21 protein-coding genes are annotated in these 25516 nt (G+C 47.9%); 2 read left to right on the top strand and 19 right to left on the bottom strand.

Going from position 1 to position 25516, the window contains the following annotated elements; all coding sequences use genetic code 11:
• Nucleotides 1-544: 544 nt before the first annotated feature.
• From amoB to amoC, 3 genes are all read right to left on the bottom strand, one after another.
• Entirely contained in the window at nucleotides 545-1789 is a 1245-nt protein-coding gene (gene amoB, locus MEALZ_RS02545) for a bacterial ammonia monooxygenase, subunit AmoB (protein ID WP_014147022.1), read from the bottom strand.
• A 92-nt stretch (nucleotides 1790-1881) separates the two neighbouring features.
• Nucleotides 1882-2625 (bottom strand): bacterial ammonia monooxygenase, subunit AmoA, encoded by a 744-nt coding sequence (amoA, locus tag MEALZ_RS02540; protein WP_014147021.1) that lies wholly within the window; start codon nucleotides 2623-2625, stop codon nucleotides 1882-1884.
• Nucleotides 2626-2735: 110 nt separating this feature from the next.
• Nucleotides 2736-3488 (bottom strand): bacterial ammonia monooxygenase, subunit AmoC, encoded by a 753-nt coding sequence (gene amoC, locus MEALZ_RS02535; RefSeq protein WP_014147020.1) that lies wholly within the window; start codon nucleotides 3486-3488, stop codon nucleotides 2736-2738.
• A 637-nt stretch (nucleotides 3489-4125) separates the two neighbouring features.
• On the opposite strand from amoC, the gene MEALZ_RS02530 reads away from it, so the two are divergent.
• Complete coding sequence (locus MEALZ_RS02530) at nucleotides 4126-4563, top strand: hypothetical protein (protein WP_014147019.1); 438 nt, start codon at nucleotides 4126-4128, stop codon at nucleotides 4561-4563.
• 470 nt (nucleotides 4564-5033) lie between these two features.
• Here MEALZ_RS02530 and MEALZ_RS02525 read toward each other — a convergent pair whose 3' ends face one another.
• The 13 genes from MEALZ_RS02525 to ndk all read right to left on the bottom strand — a co-directional run bounded on the left by MEALZ_RS02525 (nucleotide 5034) and on the right by ndk (nucleotide 20308).
• The gene (locus tag MEALZ_RS02525) at nucleotides 5034-5489 is read right to left on the bottom strand and encodes a DUF411 domain-containing protein (RefSeq protein ID WP_014147018.1); all 456 of its coding nucleotides are present in this window, start codon (nucleotides 5487-5489) and stop codon (nucleotides 5034-5036) included.
• A gap of 561 nt (nucleotides 5490-6050) precedes the next feature.
• Complete coding sequence (locus tag MEALZ_RS02520) at nucleotides 6051-6482, bottom strand: secondary thiamine-phosphate synthase enzyme YjbQ (protein ID WP_014147017.1); 432 nt, start codon at nucleotides 6480-6482, stop codon at nucleotides 6051-6053.
• A 48-nt stretch (nucleotides 6483-6530) separates the two neighbouring features.
• Nucleotides 6531-8600 (bottom strand): putative bifunctional diguanylate cyclase/phosphodiesterase, encoded by a 2070-nt coding sequence (locus MEALZ_RS02515; RefSeq protein WP_014147016.1) that lies wholly within the window; start codon nucleotides 8598-8600, stop codon nucleotides 6531-6533.
• Nucleotides 8601-8617: 17 nt separating this feature from the next.
• Complete coding sequence (locus tag MEALZ_RS02510) at nucleotides 8618-10345, bottom strand: GGDEF/EAL domain-containing response regulator (protein WP_014147015.1); 1728 nt, start codon at nucleotides 10343-10345, stop codon at nucleotides 8618-8620.
• Between the two features lie 5 nt (nucleotides 10346-10350).
• A complete protein-coding gene (locus MEALZ_RS02505; RefSeq protein WP_014147014.1) occupies nucleotides 10351-10803 on the bottom strand; it encodes a response regulator in 453 nt (150 codons plus the stop codon).
• Complete coding sequence (locus tag MEALZ_RS02500) at nucleotides 10800-12392, bottom strand: sensor histidine kinase (protein ID WP_014147013.1); 1593 nt, start codon at nucleotides 12390-12392, stop codon at nucleotides 10800-10802. Before MEALZ_RS02500 ends, MEALZ_RS02505 begins: the two co-directional genes overlap by 4 nt.
• Before the next feature lie 509 nt (nucleotides 12393-12901).
• Nucleotides 12902-14290, bottom strand: a complete 1389-nt coding sequence (gene der / locus MEALZ_RS02495) for a ribosome biogenesis GTPase Der (protein WP_014147012.1) — start codon at nucleotides 14288-14290, stop codon at nucleotides 12902-12904.
• A gap of 2 nt (nucleotides 14291-14292) precedes the next feature.
• A complete protein-coding gene (gene bamB, locus MEALZ_RS02490; RefSeq protein ID WP_014147011.1) occupies nucleotides 14293-15474 on the bottom strand; it encodes an outer membrane protein assembly factor BamB in 1182 nt (393 codons plus the stop codon).
• Entirely contained in the window at nucleotides 15475-16113 is a 639-nt protein-coding gene (locus tag MEALZ_RS02485; RefSeq protein WP_014147010.1) for a tetratricopeptide repeat protein, read from the bottom strand.
• A gap of 646 nt (nucleotides 16114-16759) precedes the next feature.
• Complete coding sequence (gene hisS / locus MEALZ_RS02475; protein WP_046060952.1) at nucleotides 16760-18031, bottom strand: histidine--tRNA ligase; 1272 nt, start codon at nucleotides 18029-18031, stop codon at nucleotides 16760-16762.
• On the bottom strand, nucleotides 18021-18788 hold the full coding sequence (pilW, locus tag MEALZ_RS02470) for a type IV pilus biogenesis/stability protein PilW (protein WP_014147008.1): 768 nt from the start codon (nucleotides 18786-18788) through the stop codon (nucleotides 18021-18023). Before pilW ends, hisS begins: the two co-directional genes overlap by 11 nt.
• A 1-nt stretch (nucleotide 18789) precedes the next feature.
• Nucleotides 18790-19902 carry a 23S rRNA (adenine(2503)-C(2))-methyltransferase RlmN gene (rlmN, locus tag MEALZ_RS02465; RefSeq protein WP_014147007.1) on the bottom strand — a complete coding sequence of 371 codons (1113 nt, stop codon included), beginning with the start codon at nucleotides 19900-19902 and terminating at the stop codon, nucleotides 18790-18792.
• A complete protein-coding gene (ndk, locus tag MEALZ_RS02460) occupies nucleotides 19877-20308 on the bottom strand; it encodes a nucleoside-diphosphate kinase (protein WP_014147006.1) in 432 nt (143 codons plus the stop codon). Before ndk ends, rlmN begins: the two co-directional genes overlap by 26 nt.
• Before the next feature lie 149 nt (nucleotides 20309-20457).
• On the opposite strand from ndk, the gene MEALZ_RS02450 reads away from it, so the two are divergent.
• Nucleotides 20458-21962, top strand: a protein-coding gene (locus tag MEALZ_RS02450) for an IS3 family transposase (protein ID WP_408607020.1) whose coding sequence is annotated in 2 segments (ribosomal slippage) — nucleotides 20458-20896 and nucleotides 20896-21962 — 1506 coding nt in all. Because the reading frame shifts where the segments join, the coding sequence is not laid out codon by codon here.
• Nucleotides 21963-22324: 362 nt separating this feature from the next.
• Here MEALZ_RS02450 and secF read toward each other — a convergent pair.
• Genes secF through yajC form a run of 3 tightly spaced genes read right to left on the bottom strand, consistent with a single transcriptional unit; the run spans nucleotide 22325 to nucleotide 25501 of the window.
• Nucleotides 22325-23251 carry a protein translocase subunit SecF gene (secF, locus tag MEALZ_RS02445; protein WP_014147004.1) on the bottom strand — a complete coding sequence of 309 codons (927 nt, stop codon included), beginning with the start codon at nucleotides 23249-23251 and terminating at the stop codon, nucleotides 22325-22327.
• Between the two features lie 27 nt (nucleotides 23252-23278).
• Entirely contained in the window at nucleotides 23279-25126 is a 1848-nt protein-coding gene (gene secD / locus MEALZ_RS02440; protein ID WP_014147003.1) for a protein translocase subunit SecD, read from the bottom strand.
• A 27-nt stretch (nucleotides 25127-25153) separates the two neighbouring features.
• Complete coding sequence (gene yajC / locus MEALZ_RS02435) at nucleotides 25154-25501, bottom strand: preprotein translocase subunit YajC (protein ID WP_014147002.1); 348 nt, start codon at nucleotides 25499-25501, stop codon at nucleotides 25154-25156.
• Nucleotides 25502-25516: the final 15 nt, after the last annotated feature.

The raw sequence follows: 25516 nt of genomic DNA, 5'->3' as shown, positions 1-25516 counted from the left end.
CAGCTAGTGATCATAAGATCCTATAGCCCCACATAAGACAGACAGACAACTAACGCCACGACTTTTGCTCGAATTCAAGCCGCATAAAATGCACCCGACTATGTAACTGTTCGCGCAAAGCCCTACAGCAATGTATATACCCGTCGTAGCTCAAAATTCGGCGCCTGGGTGCTCACTAAAGGACGCCGTGAACCCCCCAACCATAGGTCTTTGGCAATGATTCAAAATCATGGCTTAATTTAGGCGCTGGGCGAATACCTCCACACAGGCTCTGTGCCAGCTCCATGTTGGAAAAGCCTTTATTTACCCCTCCCCTGAGTGAAAAAAGCGTCAGAATGCAGTAAATGCAGGAGAGTTTCGCTGCCTAGTATCAGACTCATTGCCGCCTAAAGCGCCAACTGCTGACGCCCTACTTCCTCCATTCACGATCACCCCTAAAAACAGCCACCCAATACGATAACAACACGCATAAAAAAGCCCCCGTGTTTTTCAACACGGGGGCTTTTAACCCTACTTAGTCTATATAACTAGACCAAGCTATTCATTAGATGAATGTTGGGATCAATGGAGCATCTACCATTGTCATTTGACGGTTGCCGTCTTCGTCGATGAAGAACAACAGACCCGCGAAACGGCTGTCTGGATCGTAGATCAAGTCAGCTAAACGGTAAACTTCCCATGCTGCGTCAGAAGCAGTAACGTCAACAGTTCTTGTTTCGCCTGGAGCAAGTGGGCTGTTATCGCTAACAGACAAACCTTCTTCAGCTAACAAGTCATCTGGATAGTTAGTGTCGTCTTCATATACATCAGCATCCAAGAAACGAACAGAAGCTGTGTTGAACTCAGCCAAACGAACTGCAGAATCACCGTTGTTAGTGATTTCCAAAGTCATTTGCATTGCACGACCTGGTACACGGTAAGAAGCATCAACAACTTTTACAGAAACTGTAGGTTGTGGAAGTTCCAAAGATTTAATACCGCGCATCAAACCTGCTTGCAATGGAGTCGTAACAGGATATTTCTCGTTGGCTTGACCCATTGAGACAGCAACGATTGCCAAAGTACCGGCAGCGAAAGCCATACCAACTTTTTTGTCAGTTGGAGTGATCAAAGAATCGGCTTTGCCAGCGTCAACAGCTATTCTGCGTGGAATGAATACAGGTTTACGACACCAGTATACCATCCAAGCTACACCCAAAAGGTACCAGAACAAATGCCAACCATAGACACCGTCTAATGCATAAGTTTCCAGATCAATGGTTTCACCAGTCAATGTAGTGATTGGATTTTTGAAATCACCCATAGAACCAGTAATAGTTACCCATTTACCTGGACCAATGATTGGACCACCGCCTTGAACGTTCATCATTGTATGAACGTGCCAGTCGCCTGGACGACGTGCTTTCAACAAAACTTTAAACTCATAAGTTTCGCCCAGCTCTAAAGATACTGAACGAGGAACTAATTGTCCACCGATCCAAGAACCTGCACGAATAAATACAGGACCAGGAATACCGATGTTCAAAAAAGCAACTTCTGGTTTATCGACAGTTTCAGGCCATCCCGCGAAAACGTGGAATTTACCCGAAATTGACATAGTTTCATTGACAGAAACTTGGTCTTTAGACCAGTTCAAGTCGAACCAGTGAATAGTCCGCATACGCATGAATGCCGCCTGTGATTTCTCACCATGAGCAGATGCTGTCGGAGTGTAAAACATCGCTGCTGTTACAGTTACCAGCAGTGCGACAAAGGACAATTTAGCAACTTTGTCTTTTATTATTTTCATATATCCTCCTCTATTACAGAGAATTAATAGTTTTGTAAGCATTCGGTAGATTCTAAATGAATATACCAAGGTTTTTGATTATTAAGTTTGTATCAAGCAGCTTGTACAAATTTTTCACTTCCGAACCAGCTTCCGAAGAAGTGCCACAAGAAGTAAATCAAGATACTTACGAAACCAGAGAAGAACGCTGATACTGGAGCAACGTCTTTACCAAATGTTCTCAATGTACCTTTTTCAACCATACGAATGTACTCAGGAGTACCAGTTCTAACATAGTGGTAACCTTGAAGGTCAGCCAGAGTCATCATCATGCCGTTGTATTCAACAGGAACATGTAATGGAGCAATGATTGGCCAGTTACCTGGATAGAACAGTAAGCCCCAAGCCAAACCACCAACAACCGCAGTCAGAGTCATGCTGTTAGAAAGCATCAGGATGACGTCTAATACGATTGCGCCTGGCATCAGGTTTGAAGGGAATACAAAGTTAACTGGGAAGTATGTCCATCCCCAGAAGTTGAAGTATCTGTTGATCCACTCACCGAGTAACAGACCTAAGACACACAAAGTTGCACCCCAAGCGATGCGATAGCGCCACCAAAGTACAGCTTGAACAGCAGCAGGGAAAGTGATTGAAACGATTGGTGCTACAGTTACCCATAGACGTCTATCTTTCCAGTCAGTCCAGAAATCCCAGTCACCGCCGGTCAACATATAGTGGATATGATAACCACCGAGAACAACAAAAAACACCGTAAAGAGAATCATGTAGTCGAACGTACGAGAAACTTTGACAGCTTCTGCGCGTGAACGAACAGCTGATTGAGATGCGCTCATTAGCTTACCTCCTAAAGGATTTAAAAATTATTATTTATTTTACTATTTTCTGAATCGCTTCTTCGGTTAAGAAGAAGCGACCAGGAGATAGTTTTTTTCAGACTAAGCGATTAAGCCAGGTCTTTTTTCAGCAGCTTGGACAACGCGCCCAGCTCGATGTTGATTACACCCAATACACCCAAGGCAGACCATCCGAAGAAGACGAAGCCATAGTGCAGAGGAGCAACAAACAATTCTTCCATAAACCAGAAAGTATGACCCCACTCGTTCAAACCAACGTTAGGCAGGATCATGAACGGACCTACAACAACAACCAGGTATTGCAGAGACAAACCTTGTTGGTAAGTTGGAAGTCTTGTTTTAGCATACAAGAAAGAAGCACCACCAGTGATGATGTAGATTGGGTAGCTCAAGTAGAACTCGATGATGTGACTTGGAGTGAAGTCAGTATCACGAACGATAGTTTGATGCCAAGTACCATCTTGCTCAGTGAAGTAGCTAGCACCGAAGTAGATCGCGATACCGTACATCATTAACCATGTCCAGTGAGTAAAATGTCTTCTCAACTCTTCACGTGGAGTGATTGACATTACTTTACGATCACGAGATTTCCAGATGTAGCCCCATAATACAGAAGCTGTTAATACTTCTAATACCATTTCGATATACAGGAAGTTCATCCAGTATGTTTCGAACTCAGGTGCGAATGAATCCAGACCTGCGGACCAACCATAAACACCTTCATACCAACGAACCCACGCATAGAAAACCAGATACAAAGATGCGCCGGCAATGATATTTTTTTTGTTCAAAAGTGGTGCTTCTGCAGCATCAGCTTTAACTGACTCAGTTGTAGCAGCCATTTCTACCTCCTAAAAAATTTATAAAACCCCGAAGGGCGGTTGCTTTAGAACATCCCTATAACGCTTTATTCAAGCTCCACCAGTCCAATTTGGTGCTGCTCAGTTTATCATTTCGAAAAGGCTTGTCAACAAAATTTATGACCAATCTAGTACGCTACTATTTAAGCAATTGCTAGCGACCCTGCTTTTTTCCTGCCTTCACGGTCCTTAAACTTTTATTTATCATCCGTCACTCAAAGTCTATTATCGATTTATTTGATTCCATTCCGAACATAAGATGCCGATATACCCATCGCAGATCAAAATTCGGCATCAGGGTGAATACATCCCTGTAGGCTCTATGCCAGCTCCATGCTGGCAAAGCCTGTGTGAGCGCCATGGATGGCGTGAATGTCGATTTTGCAGGAGCGAAAATCGACCGGACACCCTAGCGCCTCCTCAGGCACTGCCGAATTTTGCTTTGCGATGGATTTGCATCAACCGCCTACCTTACCAACGACTTAACAACACAAGCCCTTCTTTTATGCTAACAACTTAAAATTACAATACTTTTTAAATTAACAAATTGAGTTTCCTGCATCCGGAATTCTGTTAAAATCTCATTTGCGTTCACAACCCCAAACTATAAATAACAACAATGAAAAATTTTAAATTCTTGTTTTTTATCATCGGCTTCATCGGACTTATTTTATTTCAGCGCGAAGCCATCATGCCATTTGTGCATAAAGTAGCCAGTTCCGATCTTTTTCTTGTTGACTCAGATGACATCGGCGATCTAGAAAGTATTTCCAATGAAATGACCGACCTGGCATTTACCTTCTGTAACAACTACATCAAGGAAGAGCTTGATAATAAGTATTCAGTATTCTTTTCGGCACAGCCGATTAACGCATGGGGTATCGGCAACCACCAATACGTCATTAACGCAGAGGTTGAAATAGCAGGCCCCGAAACGGCAAGCATCACTCGAAGATATGCCTGCCGGATTAAATACAAAAAAGGCGATGATAAATCGGGCCTTTTGAATACCGACAATTGGTCGGTTGACGGATTATCCGGCATTGACGAGCTATAAACCGATAAGCACATCCTCGGCCCTAATCGCCGCAAAAAAAATGCCCTCTTATAGAGGGCATTTTTTTTGCGGCGATTTTTATACCTTTCGCACTTCAAATTTCGGCAGTGCCTGAGGAGGCGTCGGGGTGTGCGGCAAGACTTTGCCAGCATGGAGCTGGCATAGAGCCTACAGGGATGTATTCACCCAGCACCTAAATTCCATAGTCCATTGGCTATGATTAACTATCTTGGATAATTTAGGTGCTGGGTTCACTGCGCCCTTTGACGCCCCCCCCGGCGCCGAATTTTGATCTGCGATAGGTATAAGTCATGCCTATCGCACGTAAAATTTCGACATTGGCAAAACAGCATCGGGGCAATTCGCAAAGAATTCAGCCTCGCGCCTAGAATCATAACTTTCTTTGATGGAGGCATTTACCGCCGTCTTGGCCTCCCGATGCCGAAACTTGGCTAGCACAATAGATAATTTTATTCTTCATGCACACCAAAGACCTGCTTGCGGCCTTCCTTATCGAACGCAATGACTTTATAAGCGTCTTTGCGATCGCCCATTTCCATACCTGGTGTCCCGACAGGCATCCCCGGTACAGCAACACCTAAAACATCGGCCTTTAAACTCAAGAGTTTTTCGATATCTTCGACAGGCACATGACCTTCGATCACATAATCGCCCACTATCGCCGTATGACAGGAAGCCAACTCGCTAGGAACCCCATATTTACGCTTAACCGAGTCCACATCGTGAACAACATTATCAACCACATTAAAGTTATTATCCTTAAGATGTTTGACCCATTTTCCACAACACCCGCACGAAGGACTTCGATAAACCACAACATCCTTAATCCCTCCAATCTCGGCCAGAGCTAAGCGCCCGGCAAAAACAAAAGACACCATCATCATTATCGTTAATATTTTTTTCATTCATTACTCCTATAGAATCGACATGAAATCATTTTATAGTGAAAACCTCACCCGGCCCTTGACTATACACATCGCAGATCAAAATTCGGCACCGGAGGCCTTATCGGGCGAGAGACCGCACCCTCCGCCACGCCTCGCACTTTAATTTGCCGGGGCGATGGGCAAATCTTCATGATCGTTACTGTGAAATTGCACGATGACCGGAGAACTCGACCGATTATACCTTTCGCACTTGAAATTTCGGCAGTGCCAGAAGAGGCGCCTGGGTGTCCGATAAACCTAGAAAGAGCAGTTAGCATGTGTTGTAGACCGTTCGTGCTGAGTAAAGTCGAAGCATGAAGGGTCTACAACACTTTCACCGCCTCAAACTACCGCTCACCCTTCGACAGGGCTCTCCTGAGCGTAGCCGATGGGCTCAGGGCGAACGGTAGTTTGAGGCTCTCAAATGCTATTTTTAGGATAAAGGCTTTGCCAGCATGGACGTACTCAAGGCGTCCTCTAGCGAACACCCAGGCGCCGAATTTTGAGCTACGACGGGTATAACAAAGATTGCCCTTACTGCTAATGATGAAGCGGCTCGCCTGTCATCGTCGCAATGATATTTCTCGTACCGGCATTTTCCCGATGCTCACATAAATAAACACCTTGCCATGTTCCCAACAGCAACCGCCCCGAACCCACCGGTATCGTCAACTGGCAACCGATCATAATATTTTTTATATGCGCCGGCATATCATCACTCCCTTCGAGCGTATGCCTATAATAAGGTTCATTTTCCGGGACCGTTTTGGAAAAATAAGCCTCCACATCCATTCTAACATCGGGGTCGGCATTTTCATTAATCGCCAAAGACGCCGAGGTATGCTGTATAAATAGATGTAATAACCCGCACTTGATCGCACCTATCTCGGGTAAGCCTTGACGGATTTCAGGCGTGATTAAATGAAAGCCGCGTTTTTTTGAACTTATTTTAATTTGCTTTTGGGTCCACATAACTTGTTTACTCGCTCGGCATTAATTTTTAATCCCCCCAAACCCAACTCAGCCCGATTTTTTCGGCATAGCCTGCCATGTTCCCAGCAACTCAGCTATCTTTTCCGCCGGAACCGGGCGACTGAATAAATATCCTTGTAAACGTTCGCAATCTTGGCCGCTCAAAAAATCCATTTGCTCGGCATTTTCCACGCCTTCAGCGACACTACTCAACTGCATGTTGCGCGCAAGATTAATGACCGCCGAAGCGATGGAGGCATCTACCGAATCGCGAGGCAGATTCAACACAAAATCATGACTGATTTTTAGAGTATCGACCGGAAAATGCTTTAGATACCCTAGAGATGAAACCCCCGTGCCGAAATCGTCGATTGCAACCTTGACGCCCATCCGCTTTAACTTATGCAGAATTTCAACTGCCGAATCGACGCTCTCCATAACCATGCTTTCGGTCAATTCCAACTCCAACAACTCAGGCGGTAAATTAAGCTCTTGTAAAATTTGCGCGATTCTTTCTACTAAATCGACTTGATGAAACTGTCTTGCGGATAAATTAACCGCCATCGTCATGGACGGATAACCGGCATCAAGCCATTCTTTCATTTGCCGGCAAGCGGTTTCTATAACCCATTCGCCAACCGGAACGATCAAACCGGTCTCTTCCAGCAAAGGAATGAATTCACCTGGAGAAACCAAGCCAAGTTCCGGACTTTGCCAACGAATCAAGGCCTCGACACCGGTCACAGCGCCGCTTTGGACATCAATCTGAGGTTGATAGTACAGCCTAAATTCTTCCCTTTCCAAAGCTCTGCGCAAATTCGTTTCGAGCATCAACCGCTCATATGCTGCGGCATTCATATCCGCCGTATAATATTGATAGTTATTGCGGCCATGCTTTTTCGCATGATACATGGCGACATCAGCCTGCTCTAACAATTTACTTCGATCATTATTGAGTCCCGGATAAAACGTAATTCCGATGCTCGTGGTGACGAAGACCTCGTGCCCGCCCACGCAAAATACAGAAGACAAGGCTTGAATAATCTTTTGCGCCACATGCTCGACATCTTCTTCACGCGCCATGCTCGACAAAATAACCGCAAACTCATCGCCGCCCAAACGGGCAATCGTATCGGTTTCGCGCGCGCATCGACGCAGACGCTCGGCAACCGCAACCAAAAGCTCGTCGCCAATCGGGTGACCGAGCGTATCGTTGATTAATTTAAACCGATCCAAGTCCAAAAACATTACCGCAATCATGCTCTTTCTGCGCTGCGCTTGCAGAATACCTTGCGCCAACCGGTCTTGAAACAACAGCCGATTAGGCAGTCCGGTTAACGGATCGTGATGCGCCAGATAATTCAGTCTTTCTTCGGATAATTTAAGTTCGGTAATTTCAGTAAATACCGCGACATAATGTCCGATTTTATCGTCCACTATATTAGGTACCGCGCTAATATTAACCCAGGCTGGAAACACCTCACCGCTTTTACGGCGATTCCATATTTCTCCTCGCCATTGACCGGTTTTATTAAGAACATCCCATAATTGACGAAAAAAAGCCTTACTATGACGTTCCGACTCGAACATCGTAGGCGTACAACCGATTATTTCCTCGCTGACATAGCCTGTGATTTCGCAAAATGCCTCGTTGACGCTGATGATATTGGTCTTGGCATCTGTAATCATGATGCCTTCGAGCGTGCTTTCGAATACCGTGGCCGCCAAACGAAGTTTTAATTCGGTCCGTTTACGTTCTATCGCATAATGCAGCGAACGGTGCAAAAGCCCGCTGCTCAATTCGCTCTTGACTAGATAATCTTGAGCCCCCGCCTGCGCCAAATCCATTGCCAGCTCTTGATCGTCGATCCCGGTCAAGACAATGATCGGCAGACTCGGCGCGACTCGATTCAAGCGTCGAAAGGTTTCCTGTCCAAAGGCATCCGGCAACGACAAGTCGAGCAATGCAATATCGAACGCTCTACTTTTCAGAGCTTCAAGCGCATCGCCCAGTCGCTCCAAATGAAATAAATGAATCTGATCAGTGCTATTTTCGCTCAACAATTCACGCAGCAATATCGCATCCGGCTTATGATCCTCAATTAGTAATATTTTCATCTCAACGGATCGCCATATTAGTCTTGCGGACTCAAGAAATCATGCCGAGCCATTAATTCGGTCGCCTCGTCTACCGGAAGCGGCTTACTATAGAGATATCCTTGCACCTCATCGCAAGCGATTTGGCGTGCCCACTCGAGTTGATCCTGAGTTTCAATGCCTCCAGCTAAGCCTCTAATATTGAATACGTGAGCAACTTCAATAGCGGCCTTGGCTATCGCCGTTTCAGCAGAATCAGCAGCCGACTGAGCAATCAACGCATGATCAATTTTAATGGCGTGAATCGGGAAGCGTGTCAACGTTTTTAAAGAAATCGATCCGCTGCCGAAATGATCCAACGACAGTTTCACACCGGCTTGGCTTAATCGATCTAGAACGATAACGGAACGATCCTCCTCTTCCCATAGCGTCTCTTCGTTAAAATCCAACTCAACCAAAGCCGGATCCACACTTAGCTGGTCAATGACAGCCAACACACTATCGACAAACCCATTATGACGAAATTGTTTTGTCGATATATTGATCGACATCGTCAATTTAGGAAAACCTTGGTTTTGCCATACTTTGCATTGCTCGCAGGCTTTTCGTATGACCCATTCGCCGACGGGAACGATCAGGCCGGTATCTTCTAAATCCTGCATAAACGAAGACGGCGTCAAAACTCCCTGATTGGGATGGCGCCAACGCAACAAAGCTTCCATACCAATGATCTTTCCGCTATGCACGTCGACTTCCGGCTGGTAATACAACTCGAACTCGCCGTTTTCGTGGGCTCGCTTAAGTTGATGAAGCTTTTTTACCTCATACTGAACCTTGGCAGTCATTGCCGCCGAATAAAAACAAAACCGGCTAATTTTTTCACTGCTCGACTCTTTGGCTTTGTACATTGCCGAATCGGCCGCCCCGATTAGCTTGTCCAATTCATCGCTATCATCGGGATAAGTTGCGATTCCCAAGCTGGCGCGAATGACCATCACGGAGCCGCCAAACTTAAACGGCTCGACCAAAGCTTTCAAAATTTTATCGGCAATCAAGGCGGCTTCCTCGGCATTATTTAAGCCATTGAGGATAATCGTAAATTCATCGCCGCCCATTCTGGCCACGCAATCGCTAGCCCGCACACTACCGGATAAGCGTTTCGCAACATTTTTGAGCAACTCGTCGCCGGCATGATGCCCCAAAGAGTCATTAACTTGTTTAAAGTCGTTCAGATCGAGAAAAATCAATGCCAGTGATTTTTTCGAACGCTTTGCCCCGATGACATCATGCTTCAACCTATCGTAAAACAACTTTCGATTGGCCAGTCCTGTCAATACATCGTAATGAGCCAAATATTGCAATTGCTCCATCAAGCGTTTTCGTTCCATCGCATAACAGATCGCCCGTCTGAGCAGCATGCCCGAGATACCCTGTTTGACCAGAAAATCCTGTGCACCCAATTGTACCGAGCGTATCGCCAGCATTTCATCTTCCTCGGCGCTGAGCACGACTATCGGAATCATAGGTGCGGCAGCATGTACTCGAATCAAGGTATCGATCCCGTTACCGTCGGGCAGCCCTAAATCGAGCAATATTGCCATGATGCCGCCTTTCGCCAAAATAGGAAAAGCATCGCTTAGCTGCCCGACTCTAATCAATTCAAAAGGCTGCTGATGCTCATCACTCGACTCCAGCAATACCTGAACTAACTTAACATCGCCCGGATTATCCTCGATCAACAGTACTTTAGCGGCAGCCTGGTTCATGATTGTTACGCTATTTCAGAAGGCAACTTGACGATGGTCAACCAAAACGTTTCGATGGATTGCACCACCTTGATAAATTGCTCTAAATCCACCGGCTTGTTGACATAACAATTGACATGCAGGTCATAAGTTTTCAAAACGTCCTGTTCGGCTTCGGAGGAAGTAATAATGACAACCGGAATTCGCTTTAGACTCGGGTCGGCTTTAATTTCTTCCAAGACTTCGCGGCCGTTTTTTTTGGGTAAATTAAGATCGAGCAGAATGACATCGGGCCGAGGGGCTTCGGCATATTTTCCCTGCCGTTTCAAAAAGGCCATTGCCTCCTCGCCATCGCCGACCACGTTCAAATTGTTTTTGACTTTACTCTCGGTTAAAGCCTCTTTGGTCAAACGCACATCGCCCGGATTATCCTCTACCAGTAAAAACTCTGCAGCACGGCCGATCTCTTCCAGACTCATTGGTTCACTTCCTCGCTTTTGATTTTAGGTAATATCACAATAAAAGTAGCGCCCTGACCGGGCTCCGATTCGACGCTAATCGTTCCTCCGTGGCGCTCGACGATCTTTTTACAAATCGCAAGGCCGATTCCGGTTCCGGGATAATCTTCCTTCGTATGCAAGCGTTGAAAAATCACAAAAATACGCTCAAAAAATTCAGGCGCTATTCCGATTCCGTTATCGTTTAATTCGACTCGCCAAAAATCGTCCGAGCATGATACCGAAATATTTATTTTCGGTGACGCTTCGCCACGGAATTTAATCGCATTGGCGATCAAGTTTTGAAACAATTGAGTCAACTGGACAGCATCGCCCATGATGGCAGGCAGGGTTGGCCGAACGATTTCCGCGCCGCTTTCCTCGACAGCAAGCCGTAAATTATCCAAGGCTTTTTGCAACACGATTTCGAGACTCATCGCCTCAAACGGTTTCACTCGCGTTCCGACCCTGGAATATGCCAACAAATCGTTGATCAGGGTTTGCATTCGTGTCGCGCCATCGACCGCATAACGAATAAACTCGTCGGCATCGGCATCCAGCTTACCCTCATATCGGCGCGCCAATAATTGCGTAAAACTGGCCACCATACGCAGCGGTTCTTGTAAGTCATGCGATGCAACATAGGCAAATTGCTCCAATTCTTTATTGGATCTTGCCAACTCCTCGGTACGTTGCTGTAATGCTTCTTGGGCTAAGCGATAGGCGCTAATATCGGAAAATTCGATGACAAAATGAGTCACTTGATTATTATCATCCATCACTGCGCTCACATTAACCCAGGCTGGAAACGATTTTCCGTCACGTTTTTGCAAATACGTTTCGCCTTGCCAAGGCGATCCGACTTTAATTCCCCGCCAGTAGTCGACAAACATGTTCCGCTCTTGCGGCGCCAATAAGGTTGTCACCGGCAAACGCAATAATTCCTCATGCGAATAACCCGCTATCGACGAAACTTTACGATTGGCATGCAAAATTCGCCCTCGGGTGTCGCTGATCAGCACCCCCTCGACATTGCTTTCGAACACTTGAGCCATGAGCCTGAGCATATCGTGATCGGCTTGAAAATAGGCATCGATCGCCAATTCAATATCGAACAAAATAACTTTGATAACGGCCAGCAAGACCTCATAACACTCCTTGTCTTCGTTAAGAGGAGTGCGCTGCATTTGTTCGAAAAGCCAAGCCAAGTAAAAATGATAAGCGCCAATGTACCATTGTGGCTTTAAGCCGATGCGATGATGCGTTGCGCCGATTTGCACCCTATCCTTAACATAATCATGATCGTACCGACCTTCGATTAAACGTTCGAAGTAGGCAGCTTGTTTTGTTTTTAGGCGTTCGACTTGCTCGGGATCCGATAAAAGCTTGCTCGTTTCGTCAAACTGGAGCATTTGCACGTAAAAGTCATCGAGAAAGTCCATGCGAATGTCTTTCAACCGAACATGCAAGTTTTTTAGCAACTCGATATCGCGAGCCGACAATTGGATAAGCGCTAGACGATCGGAAAGCTCCTGATCGCTTATCGCTCTTACTGAATGTAAATCGTCCATAAATAAATTAAAGCAACATTCTCATGGTTATTTCAAATGCCACTTTGTACATTTTTTACGACAAAAAAACCAGCAATGATTGATTTTTTTCGGCATGGGTTGACATTACAGGCTTCCCACTTAAGGCGGGACAACAGCACTACTCCCTTTATACTCAAAAAATAGTTAACTTTATGAAGGTATGGGGTGTGGCTAGCGAGGATGTCGGCAATAGGGCAGATTTTTGCTCCTGCAAAATCTGCATTCACGCCATCCTTGGCGTTTGAGCTGCCGTCAAGCCCCCAAGGATGGGTTCACCCAGCACCTAAATTCCCTAGCCCATTGGCTATGGTTAACTATCTTGGATAATTTAGATGCTGGGCCTTTAGCGGACACCCAGGCGCCGAATTTTGATCTACGACGGGTATACAAGCAATTTTAATTCTCCGAGATAATGAAAGCATCTTCAGGTCAATAGGATCGCAATCGGCGCCAAAACATAGGTTATGGACAACATTATGACGCGGGGGCTATTTTTTTTTCGCATGCTTGACCTGTCTTTGCTTTTTCTTGACTTGACGATCGGTCAACTTATTCTTGATTCCGGCGAACGGATTGACCGGCGACTTGAATTCGAGACGGATCGGCGTCCCTTTGAGCCCCAAACGATCACGGAAATAATTCATCAAAAACCGTTTATAGGATCCCGGTAAGGCATCGGTTTGCGTACCGTGAATCACCACGACCGGCGGGTTTCTGCCGCCTTGATGCGCATATTTCAGCTTAATGCGTCTTCCATGAACCAGCGGCGGTTGGTGTGTAGTCACCGCATCCTTCAAAAAGTTGGTCAGCACCGGCGTCGACATGTCGATCATCGCCGCATCGTATAACTCATGCACGACATCGAATAATTTACCGACTCCACTTCCGTGCAAAGCGGAAATCGGATGCTTTTGCGCAAAATCGACGAAAGAGAGTTTAATGTCCATCTGGCGTTTGATCAGATCCTTTTGATCGACACCCAAGCCGTCCCATTTATTCAAGCCGATAATCAATGCTCGCCCTGCTTCCAAGACTAGCCCCAACAAATGCGCATCCTGATCGGTCACGCCTTCGGCGGCATCGATCAAATAAATGACCACATTGGCTTTTTCGATCGCTTGCAATGATTTAATGACACTGAACTTTTCAACGGTTAGTGCAATCTTAGACCGTCGACGCATCCCGGCCGTATCGATCAGCGTAAATTTTTGACCGTTGCGTTCAAACGGAATATAGATACTATCGCGAGTCGTACCCGGCTCATCGAAAACGACGACTCGTTCTTCTCCTAATAACCGATTGACCAGCGTCGACTTACCGACATTTGGCCGTCCGACGATTGCAATGCCGATTCCGCCATCGATCTCGGCTTCGTCCGCCTCGGCCATTGGCAACAATTCATCGACATGCGCCAATAACTCGAAAACGCCTCGCCCGTGTGTCGCGGCGATCTTACAAGGTTCGCCAAGCGCCAGTGCATAAAAGTCGGCGGCAGCCGCATTCGCGTCGACACCGTCGATTTTATTGACGACTAAGACAACCGGCTTATCGAGTTTTCTAAGATTTTCGGCAATGCTTTGATCGGAGGCATTGAGCCCTTCGCGGGCATCGACGATAAAAAAAACCACGTCGGCCTCATCGAGCGCAACTTGCACTTGTTTTTTGGCAAAGCTATCGATACCCTCCGCGTCATCGGCAATCCCGCCGGTATCGACGACCAGACAATCGCGCTGACCGCGCTTTACTCGACCGTATTGCCGGTCGCGAGTCAACCCGGGATAATCGGCGACTAAAGCCTCGCGGCTTCGTGTTAAATAATTGAACAATGTCGATTTACCGACATTGGGGCGCCCTACTAGGGCAATCACAGGTAACATATTTATAATAACCGTGCCTTTAATGCGGCAAGAACGCCGTTTTTTGCATAGACATACAGCACGTCGTCAACGACGACCGGCTGCGCGTCGATCGCCGCATCGGTAATCCGAATGCGCCCCATCTGCCTGCCGTCGCTTTTAGACAACCAATGCAGATAACCTTCGAAATCGCCGACCACGACATAATTATCGTAGGCTACCGGCGCCGTTAGCTTTCGTTGATGTAAATCGCTTTGCTTCCATAATGAAGCGCCGTTACGCTGATCGAGTTGCCATACATCGCTGCTCACATCGCTAACATAAAGATAACGCCAATCATGACTCATACCGGTATAAGACGAAACATCGGCATTACGCCAAATAACATCGCCATTTTGCTCCAGCACCGCACTCGTTCCACCGCGATAACTGGCAATAAAAATCACGCCATCGGTTGCGACCGGGTCGACAACTAAATCGACCAATCTTTCAATTTCGGTTCGCCCGCCCGGAATTGCAATACTGGTTTCCCAAATATGCTTACCGTCGGTTAGCCTCAACGACAATAATTTTCCGTTCGCAAAACCGCAGATGACATTTTCATTGAGCACGATTGGCGCGCCGGTGCCGCGGATACTCAACGCCGGGACGCTCAGCTCGTATTCCCAAAGCGTGGCGCCATCGGCTTCATTCAAAGCCATCACTCTGCCGTCCGTAGTTCTGACGACGATAACGCCTTGAGAGATGACCGGAACCGAAATCACTTCGCTCGACACCGGAACGGTCCAGCGTTCCGAACCATTGGACATATTCAGCGCCACAACATTGCCGTCGCTGGTACCGAGCACGACGGTCGAATCGGAAACGCCTGGGCCGCCGGCAAATTTAGCCTTGGTATCGGCTTCCCAAATCTCGTCGCCGGTTTTCAAATCCAATGCCAATGCCAGTCCTTTCGTATCGGCGGCAATAATTTTTCCGTCATGAACAGCCGGAATCAACTTTAAAAATTTCTCGCCGGCACCCGAACCGACCGACTCTTTCCAGAGATACTCCACTTCAATTTCAGACTCATACTGGGTCAGTTCGCTCGGCGGGTCGGTGTTGTCCTCACCGCCTAAAAAATAATCGGTAATCCCGCTTAACGATTCCAGGGCAGTACACCCCGCCACGCTCAAAGCCAACAGAACGGCAAGTAATAGTCTCATTTATTGATTAACAATGATTTCAGCTTCGGTTATGTCATCCAGCTTAAATTGCAACAACGGCGATTTATGTCCGCTACGCAATGCGGCTTGATAAGCCGTACGCGCTTCTCCCAAGCGATCGAGCGCAACATACAAATCGCCTTTCAGCTCTTCATAAGCCCCGGAGAATCCCTCACTGTATTTTGCTTCGGCAATCATTTGTAAACCTTGTTCATACTCGCCCTTTGCCAGCAAAATACGAATCAAACCGAGCCTTGCAACTTGAGCAATTTCGTCGCTGCCCTTTTTTGCAACGGCTTCGAGACTCTGTTGCGCAGCGGCTAAATCACCTTGCTGCACCCTGATTTTCGCATCGAATAGACCGGCGTAATCGCTGTAAGCAGTACCACCGAATTGGTCCTGTATCCGTTCGGCGATTTTTTCGGCAGACTCCAAATTACCTTCGTTTTGCGCATTCAATAATTGCGCATACAAAGCCGATGCTTGCAATGCCTGGTTTTCCTTATAATTCTGCCAGATATTCCAGCCGACGATAATCACAATACCGACAATCACGCCGGTAATCGTAGAGCGTCCATTTTCTTTCCACCAACGCTTAAGGGCTTCGACCTGTTCTTCTTCTGTTTCGTAAATTGCCATAAATACTCTATCGTGCTTTTGCTAAAAATTAGTGATTATTCAGATTCACTCGTTCCCAAGCCCTTGCTTGGGAATGCAGTACAAGAAGCTCCAGCTTCTCGAAAACGGTAAGCAAGAGCTTAACTAAGGAACGAGCATGAAATAACTTAGACAACTGTCGGAAGGGTGTTTGGTGGCTCGATTGACAGGTGTCGGCGGCAGGGCAGATTTTTGCTCCTGCAAAATCTGCATTCATGCCATCCATGGCAATCAGATTCCGCCGTCAAGCCTACAGGGACGTATTCACCCAGCACCTAAATTCCATAGCCCTTTAGCTATGATAACTATCTCGCATAATTTAGGTGCTGGGTTCACGGCGTCCTGTCAAGCGAGTCACCAAACCGCCACAAAGCCTACTACTTGTATAAGTTATTTTGTGCATATTCCTAAAGGATTCCCCAAACCAGAGAGCCTGTGAAAGCGCGTAGGATGCGGTAAACAACGTGCGCCGCATCGGTCGCGTTCAATGCGGTTCGCGCCTCACCGCATCTTGCAAGCCTCGTCAAGCAGAGCTTGAAGGTAGGCATTCCTAAGCTGGAGCTTGGGAACGAGACAACGGACCCGATCCGTAAACTTTGTCTTATCCGATTACTGCCTTACCAGCAATTCAAAAACGACTTTTTAAAAATTCCAAAGCTTGCTGTAGCGGCAGATTTTGCTGATCCTGATTCTGACGCAGCGCTTTAATACCCACTTCGCCTCGCATCGCTTCATCGTCACCAATGATCAAAGCATATTCGGCGCCGCTTTTATCGGCTTTCTTGAATTGGCTTTTAAAACTGCCGCCGCCGCAATTAATTTGCAGTCTTAATCCGGGCAACTCGTTGCGAATAGTCTCGGCCCATTCCATGCTAATTTGCTCTGCTTGTTCGCCGACTCGAATCATATAAACGTCAACTACCGGTTTGATCGGCAAATTCGGCAAAGTTTCCATCAAAGCCAAAATACGCTCCATGCCCATCGCAAAACCGACCGCGTGATTGGCTTTTCCGCCCAATTGCTCGATTAAACCGTCGTAACGACCGCCTGCACAGATCGTGCCTTGCGCGCCTAATTCAGCCGTCACCCATTCGAAAACGGTCTTACTGTAATAATCGAGGCCTCGCACCAAACGAGTATTCAGAACAAAATCGATACCCAATACCTTCAAAGTCTCGGTTAACGACTTGAAATGCGCTTGACTATCGCTGCCTAAAAAGTCGCTCAATTCGGGCGCATTAGCGATCAGCTCGCGCATCCCTTCATTCTTACTGTCAAGAATCCGTAGCGGATTCGTGTGCAAACGCCGGCGACTATCTTCGTCGAGTAATTCAAGATACTCGCTGAAATAATCGACCAACTTCTCGCGGTAAACCAGCCTTTCTTCAATTGTGCCGAGCGTATTGAGCTGCAATTCGACTTTATCGGCAATCCCTAAGCGCTGCCAAAAACGATGGCTCAGCAAAATCAATTCCGCATCGATATCGGGCCCCGACATACCGTAAGCTTCGACGCCCAATTGGTAAAACTGGCGGTAACGGCCTTTCTGCGGACGTTCATGCCGAAACATCGGCCCGTAATACCATAACCGATGCATTTGATTATGCAATAAGCCATGTTCGAGCGAGGCTCTCAAACAACCTGCCGTGCCTTCGGGACGTAGTGTCAACGAATCGCCGTTACGGTCGTCGAAGGTATACATTTCTTTTTCGACGATATCGGTCACCTCGCCGATCGAGCGCTTGAATAACTCGGTTTTTTCGACAATCGGCAGCCTTATTTCGCTGTAGCCGTAGGATCCTAGCACTTCCGAAATTATCCGTTCGGCATACTGCCAAAGCGGCGATTGATCCGGCAGAATGTCATGCATTCCACGGATTGCCTGAATATTATTTGCCATGTTTTAATTTTTCTTGCGTTGAATAAATCCGTTTGGTTTCTTCCGCCAACGGAAATGATTCCATCAATTGTTTTTTGTATCGCTCGGCGGCCTCTTTATTACCGAGCGCCCGTTCGGTTTGGTAGGCATACCACAGCGCTTCGGCAGTTTGCCGGGAAACGCTACTATAGCGCTCATAAAAACCCTTTGCCGCCCAATAGTCGCCATTTTGATAGCTGAGCTTTTGCATCGTTTGAAGCGCCGGCGCATAATCGGGTTGCCGCTGTAAGGCCTGCCTCAGATAGGCTTCGCCTTTCATAGACTTCTTTTGCGCCAATGCACAACGCCCTGCATTCGTGGCCGCAAGCCACTGGCGGTTATTCAAAGGACTGCGCACCGCCTTATCCAAATAAGCCATGCCTTCCTCGTACTCGCCGCGTTCGCAAAGAAAGCGCCCTAAATTGTTCAATACGCTCAAATCCTCGGCATTCAATTTCAAGGCATACTCGTAATTTTCCCGGGCCGACTCTTCTTCATTAATCTTTTCATATAAAAATGCCAAGGCATTATATGCCTCGACATTTTTTGAATTTAAATCGATAGATCGCTCCAAATGCTCCTTAGCAATGGCCAGCTTATCCATGCTCATATAGCGGACCCCCAATTGCAATTGAGTATCGGCGGCTTCTACGTTGTCCGCTCGAGAACCGAACAAGGAACATCCCTGTAGTGAAAGCAACAAACTTGCTACCGCAGCCAAACGACAAAACAGCGACATCCTATGCGGCACGTTCAGATTCCACCAACTGTAATTTCAAGTGCCGGCGGCTTTTATCCTGAACTTTGCCGACCAACTGCCCGCAGGCGGCATCGATATCATCGCCGCGCGTCTTTCTGATCGTCGTGACCATGCCGGCATTATGCAAAACCGCACGAAAACGATCGATCGCATCGCTGCTCGAACAACGATAGGACGAATTCGGAAAAGGATTGAAAGGAATTAAATTGATTTTCGACGGCACGGTTTTCAAAAGCTTGACCATTGCCTTTGCATCCTGCACTGAATCATTAATGCCATCGAGCATCACATATTCGAAAGTAATCCTACGACGCGGGGAACGTATAACATTGTCGCGGCAAGCCGCCAATAATTCCTTTAATGGGTATTTCTTATTGATCGGCACTAATTCGTTACGAAGCTCGTCGGTCACGGCATGTAAAGACACCGCTAGACTAACATCGCAAACTTCGGTCAAACGATACATCGCCGGTACGATGCCGGATGTACTGATCGTCACGCGCCGCTTCGACAAACCATAGGCGAAATCGTCCATCATCAGATTCATTGCGGCCACGACATTGTCGAAATTAAGCAAGGGCTCGCCCATGCCCATCATTACGACATTGGTGATTTTTTGCGCCGAACCCAAGCGCTTTTGCGCGGCGAACAACTGCCCGATAATCTCGGCCGTCGTCAGGTTTCTATTAAACCCTTGCTGGGCGGTCGAACAAAAGGTACACGCCAATGCGCAGCCGATTTGCGACGATACGCACAAGGTACCCCGTCCTTCTTCCGGTATAAATACCGTCTCGATCCGATTTCCGCAAGAAGTCTCCAAGACCCATTTACATGTGCCGTCCGAAGCGATTTGTTCGAGCACGATTTCGGGCGTATCGAGCGAGCATTGTTCGGCTAGCTGCGTGCGCAAAGCCTTACTCAGATTGCTCATTTGCGAAAAATCCTCGACGCCTTCCTGGTAAACCCATTTGAGCAACTGGGTCGCGCGAAAAGGCTTTTCGCCGATCTCGACAAAAAAGGCTTCTAGGCCCTTTCTATCGAAATCGAGCAAATTGGTTCTATTCAGCTTAGCGGGTGCGAGGACAAAGTTCATTTTCTGTAAAAAAGAAAGCGATTTCTTGCTGAGCGGTTTCAGGAGCATCGGAACCGTGTACGGCATTAGCGTCGATGCTGTCGGCGAAATCGGCGCGAATCGTTCCGGGCGCCGCTTCTTTAGGATTGGTCGCGCCCATTAAATCGCGGTTTTTCGCAATCGCATCTTCGCCTTCCAAAACCTGCATCATAACAGGACCCGTAATCATAAAATCGACCAAGTCTTTAAAGAAAGGACGCTCTTTATGAACGGCATAAAAACCTTCGGCCTGCTCACGGGTCATGTGCAGCATTTTCGCGGCAATAATTTGCAAACCGTTTTTTTCGAAACGGCTGTAAATTTCGCCAATGACGTTTTTCGCAACTGCATCAGGCTTAATGATTGAAAAAGTACGTTCTATTGCCATTCTTAAATAACTCCAAATTGTATTAAAAAAAATTAAACTAACGAATAACTATCCGATAGTGTGATCGCTTTTCTATCGTTCCCTCTGTGTCAATATACCTGAGACACCGCCCCATGCATTAATTAGGGAACATTTTCGGAGAAAATCTCATGACTGACACAACCGTACAAGCTATTCCTCATGCCGCGGCGAACGCGGAGGACACGCAAGACGCCCGTAGGGCGGCTGAAGTGTCCTCCGCGTTCGCCGCGGAACCTTCCCGCATCACCAGCGAAGTGCTTGAAAAGGCCGCCCGCCGGACGTTTACCGCCGAATACAAAGAGCGCATCTTGACCCAGGCTGATGCGTGTAGCGAACCGGGCTGCATCGGCAAGTTGCTGCGCACAGAGGGATTATATTCCTCACATCTCAGCAAATGGCGCAGCGAACGTGAGCAGGCCATCCGCGCCGGTCTATCCAAGCCGCGTGGCCGCAAACCTTCGGACAAGAATCCGTTAGCCGCTGAAAATGCTCGTCTGCAAGCCGAAATTCAGCGTTTGCAGGCATGCCTAACACAGGCGGAGGCTATCATCGATGTCCAAAAAAAACTTTCGCAACTGCTGGGCTTGTGCGAGATTCCAGCCCACACCGGGAGAGCATCATGAAGGCCACGCTTGAACTCAGCCGTGAGGTTGGCGTTAAGGCCGCCTGCGAGGCGCTCAACTTCAACCGTGCCTCGTTTTATCGCGCACAACAAGATCGCTCTTCGTGGCCGGTCGAACGTCCGCGCCCGCCGCTGGCACTGAGTACGGACGAAGAGCTACACGTCCTGGCGCATCTGCACAGCGAGCGTTTCATGGATTGCTCGCCTTATCAGGTCTATGCGGCGCTGCTCGACGAGGGCGTTTACCTGTGCTCCATCAGCACCCTCTATCGCATCCTGGTGCGCCACCAGGAAGTGCGCGAGCGCCGCAACCAGCTTCGTCGTCCCAACTACACCAAGCCCGAGTTACTCGCCACTGCGCCCAACCAAGTATGGTCATGGGATATCACCAAACTCAAAGGCCCGGCCAAATGGACGTATTTCTACCTCTACGTCATTATCGACATTTTCAGCCGCTGCGTGGTCGGCTGGATGGTAGCGCACCGCGAATCCACCGAGCTGGCTAAGCGACTGATTGGCGAAAGCTGTACTCGGCAAACTATCCGTGAAGGCCAATTGACTATTCACGCCGACCGCGGCAGCAGTATGACCTCCAAAGGCGTCGAGCAACTGCTGGCTGACCTGGGCGTGACCAAAACCCATTCACGGCCCCATGTCTCCAACGACAACCCGTATTCCGAGGCGCAGTTCAAGACCTTGAAATACCGACCGGGCTTTCCGGCTCAATTCGGCGCTATCGAAGATGCCAGAAGCTTTTGCGGAACGTTCTTCGACTGGTACAACCATGACCACTATCACTCCGGCATTGCACTGTTAACCCCGGCCAGCGTTCACAGCGGCCAAGCCGTCGAGATAGTTACGCAGCGCACGCAAGTCCTGCATGCCGCATTCGAGCGCAATCCGGAACGCTTCAAAAACCGCCAACCCCATGCCCAAGCCGTACCTGAAGCCGCTTGGATTAACCCGCCCCCTTCACGGACGGCAAATGAGGCTCTCGACCAGGAAAACTAAACTCACAATCTACACTAATTTTTTATTATGGGTGTCTCAAAATCATTGACATATACCGCTGTTTCACTCGTTCCCAAGCTCCAGCTTCTCGAAACCGGTAAGCAAGAGCTTAACTAAAAAGTTTCCCAAACCAAAGAGCCTGTGAAGGCGTGCAGGATGCGTTAAACAACGTGCACCGCACAGGTCGCGATCGATGCGGTTCGTGCCTCACCGCATCCTACGAGCTTCGTCAAGCAGAGCTTGAAGGTAGGCGTTCCCAAGCTGGAGCTTGGGAACGAGACAAAACATAGCCTTTTCTAAGCAAGGACCAATTCACTATTCACTGCTAACTGCTAACTGCTAACTGCTAACTGCTAACAATGCTAAGGCAAATCATCGACATCGGTACCTTCCTTGATCGGCACCATCAAATCTTTTTGCGTAATCCCTAAGGCCAGCACGATTGGGCTCGCAACATAGATAGAAGAATACGTCCCTATCAAAATACCGACCAACAAAGCCACTGAAAAATTATGAATAATTTCGCCGCCGAGTACAGCCAATGCGATCAACACTAAAATCGTCGTGAACGAGGTCATCAGAGTACGGCTCAAAGTTTCATTCAAGGAAGTATTCATCACTTCCTCGGAACCGACTTGCCTTAAAATCCTAAAATTGTCGCGAATTCGATCGAATACGACGATCGTATCGTTTAGCGAATAACCGATGACCGCTAAAACGGCAGCCAATACCGTCAAGTCGAATTCAAGCCCGAACAGCGAAAAAAAGCCAAGCGTTATAATGACATCGTGAATCAAGGCCGCAACCGACCCCAACGCAAATTTATATTCGAAGCGCCACGCGATATAGATCAGCACCCCGAACATCGAATACAGCATCGCCAAACCGCCGTCTTCGGCCAATTCATCGCCGACTTGCGGCCCGACGAATTCGACACGGCGCAACTCGGCTGGTTCCGCCGTTTTTTTATTGATCGCTGCAACCACGCGCGCGCTGAGCTCGGCACTCGACACAGCCTCATCGGGCTTCAAACGAATCAAGACATCCCTGGCGCTACCGAAATGCTGCACCATTGCTTCTCCAAACCCTTCATCGGCAAGCGCCGCGCGCATCACCGTCAAATCGGCCGCATCTTGATAAGCGACTTCAACCAACGTACCGCCGGTAAAGTCGATGCCCATCTTTAAGCCTTGAACCGCCAGCGACCCGATCGAAACCAGCAGCAGCAACGCGGAAAAAATATAGGCCCACTGACGCTTTCCCAAAAAATCTATCGTTTTATTATTCATAATCAGTCTTCTTAATCCGAAATGCGCCTAAATCGACAATTTCTCGACACGGCGACTGCCGTAAATCCAGTTAATTACCATGCGAGTGCCTAAAATGGCCGTGAACATCGACGATAAAATCCCGATCGACAGTGTCACCGCGAAACCTTTGACCGGCCCCGTGCCGAATCCGAACAAGACCAAGGCCACCAAAAGCGTCGTGATATTGGCATCGAAAATCGTCCCGAAGGCTTTTTCGTAACCGGCAAAGATACTCGATTGCGGCGTGTTGCCGTTTTTGATTTCCTCGCGAATGCGCTCAAAAATCAGCACGTTCGCATCGACCGCCATACCGATGGTCAGCACGATCCCGGCAATGCCCGGCATAGTCAGCGTGGCCTGCAACATCGAAAGCACCGCGACAACCAGAACCAGATTGAAACCCAGCGCCAGATTCGCGACCAGACCGAACACGCGGTAATAAGCCGCCATGAATAACAACACCAGAACAAAACCGACCATAACCGACCTCATCCCTTGATCGATATTATCTTGACCGAGGCTCGGACCGACAGTGCGCTCTTCGACGATATCGACCGGAGCTGCCAAGGCGCCTGCTCTAAGCAATAAAGCCAAATTACGGGCTTCCGTAGTGCTATCGAGACCGGTGGTTTGGAAACGCTTACTAAACGCATCGCGAATCGTCGCGATGCTGATCACTTTTTCAACCTTTTCCTTGGTCCTAACTTTTTCGCCGTTAACTTCACGCGTTTTTACTTTATATTCGACGAACACGACCGCCATTGGCCGACCGATATTCTCGCTGGTCACCTTACCCATTTTCTTCGCGCCGATACCGTTCAAAGTCACGAATACTGCAGGCGAACTGTTTTGATCCAAACCGGACGAAGCGTCGACGATCTGATCGCCGGTCACGATGATGCGTCTATCTAATAGAATCGGATTACCGTTTTTCTCGTAATAGATGCGGCTGCCGACCGGCGGGCGTCCTTTCAATGCTTTTTGCACGTCATGCTCGACGTCGACCAAGCGATATTCTAATGTCGCCGTCGTACCTAGAATATCCTTGGCTCGGGTCGTGTCTTGAATACCGGGCAATTGCACAACGATACGGTTGTTGCCTTGCTGTTGGATGACCGGTTCGGCGACACCTAACTCGTTGACCCGGTTACGCAAGGTCGTGATATTTTGCGCCAGCGCGAATTTTTTGACTTCTTTTTGCTCGGCGTCGGTAATCCTGAGCCAAAGCTCGTTCTCGACATTCGGGCGTTCGATATTCAGTGTCGAAAAATCCTTGTCCAGCACCGCAACCGCGGCATTGGTGTCTTCTTCACTTCTCAACTTAACACGGATATAGCCGGTCTCTTGCGACACAGACTGGTAACGGATTTTGGCATCGCGCAAGGCGGAACGAACGTCATCGTTATAACGCTCTTCGGCTTGCTTAACCGCGGCATCCATATCGACTTCAAGCATAAAATGCACGCCGCCGCGCAAATCAAGACCTAGATACATAGGGCTTGCACCAAGCGCCCGCAGCCAACCCGGCGTCGCGGGCGCCAAGTTAAGCGCGACAGTAGCATCGTTTCCCAGTCTATCCCTCAGCAAATCCGCCGCTTTCAATTGGTCGTTGGTATCGTTGAAACGAACCAAGACATTTCCATTACCGGTTTCAACTTCTTTAATGATCATTCCGGCTTGCTTGACCAATTCTTCTATCTGCTGAACCTGGGCGGTCTCGACCGTAGTGGCATTCGAGAAGGACACCTGAACCGACGGATCGTCGCCGAAAAGATTGGGTAAGGCATAAATAAGCCCAATCAAAAAGACGATCAGGATTAATAGATTTTTCCAGAGTGGGAAACGATTTTGCATTTTATTATTCCGACTTTTAACCCGCTATCAAACTTTCGGTTTTTTGGCGACTGCTTTATAGGTGCCTTTCGGCATTAAGCTGCCAATGGCATGGCGCTGAACCTGAATAAAGACATTCTCGCTAATTTCAAGCTTGACAAAGTTATCGTCTAAATCCGCGACCTTACCTAAAACACCGCCATTCGTCACGACTTCGACGCCTTTAGTCAACGACGCGATCATCTGCTTGTGTTCTTTATTGCGTTTAGATTGCGGCCGCAGAAACAAAAAATAGAAAAACACCAGAATTCCTAGCGGAAACAGCAATCCTTCAAAACCGGGTTGCTGAGCCGCCGGCGCGGCTTGCGCCATGGCATCGGAAATTAAGAAACTCATTGTTATCCTCTTTTA

Origin of the sequence: Methylotuvimicrobium alcaliphilum 20Z (assembly GCF_000968535.2) — a bacterium.
GTDB classification, from domain to species: Bacteria; Pseudomonadota; Gammaproteobacteria; order Methylococcales; family Methylomonadaceae; genus Methylotuvimicrobium; species Methylotuvimicrobium alcaliphilum.
The sequence above is the reverse complement of the archived record's forward strand: the minus strand, read 5'-3'. Positions and strand labels throughout refer to the sequence as shown.

What these genes read in the sequence shown, in the direction of transcription:
- amoB (WP_014147022.1), bottom strand. Translation starts at nt 1,789, where the DNA reads ATGAAAATAATAAAAGACAAAGTTGCTAAATTGTCCTTTGTCGCACTG.
- amoA (WP_014147021.1), bottom strand. Translation starts at nt 2,625, where the DNA reads ATGAGCGCATCTCAATCAGCTGTTCGTTCACGCGCAGAAGCTGTCAAA.
- amoC (WP_014147020.1), bottom strand. Translation starts at nt 3,488, where the DNA reads ATGGCTGCTACAACTGAGTCAGTTAAAGCTGATGCTGCAGAAGCACCA.
- MEALZ_RS02530 (WP_014147019.1), top strand. Translation starts at nt 4,126, where the DNA reads ATGAAAAATTTTAAATTCTTGTTTTTTATCATCGGCTTCATCGGACTT.
- MEALZ_RS02525 (WP_014147018.1), bottom strand. Translation starts at nt 5,489, where the DNA reads ATGAAAAAAATATTAACGATAATGATGATGGTGTCTTTTGTTTTTGCC.
- MEALZ_RS02520 (WP_014147017.1), bottom strand. Translation starts at nt 6,482, where the DNA reads ATGTGGACCCAAAAGCAAATTAAAATAAGTTCAAAAAAACGCGGCTTT.
- MEALZ_RS02515 (WP_014147016.1), bottom strand. Translation starts at nt 8,600, where the DNA reads ATGAAAATATTACTAATTGAGGATCATAAGCCGGATGCGATATTGCTG.
- MEALZ_RS02510 (WP_014147015.1), bottom strand. Translation starts at nt 10,345, where the DNA reads ATGAACCAGGCTGCCGCTAAAGTACTGTTGATCGAGGATAATCCGGGC.
- MEALZ_RS02505 (WP_014147014.1), bottom strand. Translation starts at nt 10,803, where the DNA reads ATGAGTCTGGAAGAGATCGGCCGTGCTGCAGAGTTTTTACTGGTAGAG.
- MEALZ_RS02500 (WP_014147013.1), bottom strand. Translation starts at nt 12,392, where the DNA reads ATGGACGATTTACATTCAGTAAGAGCGATAAGCGATCAGGAGCTTTCC.
- der (WP_014147012.1), bottom strand. Translation starts at nt 14,290, where the DNA reads ATGTTACCTGTGATTGCCCTAGTAGGGCGCCCCAATGTCGGTAAATCG.
- bamB (WP_014147011.1), bottom strand. Translation starts at nt 15,474, where the DNA reads ATGAGACTATTACTTGCCGTTCTGTTGGCTTTGAGCGTGGCGGGGTGT.
- MEALZ_RS02485 (WP_014147010.1), bottom strand. Translation starts at nt 16,113, where the DNA reads ATGGCAATTTACGAAACAGAAGAAGAACAGGTCGAAGCCCTTAAGCGT.
- hisS (WP_046060952.1), bottom strand. Translation starts at nt 18,031, where the DNA reads ATGGCAAATAATATTCAGGCAATCCGTGGAATGCATGACATTCTGCCG.
- pilW (WP_014147008.1), bottom strand. Translation starts at nt 18,788, where the DNA reads ATGTCGCTGTTTTGTCGTTTGGCTGCGGTAGCAAGTTTGTTGCTTTCA.
- rlmN (WP_014147007.1), bottom strand. Translation starts at nt 19,902, where the DNA reads ATGAACTTTGTCCTCGCACCCGCTAAGCTGAATAGAACCAATTTGCTC.
- ndk (WP_014147006.1), bottom strand. Translation starts at nt 20,308, where the DNA reads ATGGCAATAGAACGTACTTTTTCAATCATTAAGCCTGATGCAGTTGCG.
- secF (WP_014147004.1), bottom strand. Translation starts at nt 23,251, where the DNA reads ATGAATAATAAAACGATAGATTTTTTGGGAAAGCGTCAGTGGGCCTAT.
- secD (WP_014147003.1), bottom strand. Translation starts at nt 25,126, where the DNA reads ATGCAAAATCGTTTCCCACTCTGGAAAAATCTATTAATCCTGATCGTC.
- yajC (WP_014147002.1), bottom strand. Translation starts at nt 25,501, where the DNA reads ATGAGTTTCTTAATTTCCGATGCCATGGCGCAAGCCGCGCCGGCGGCT.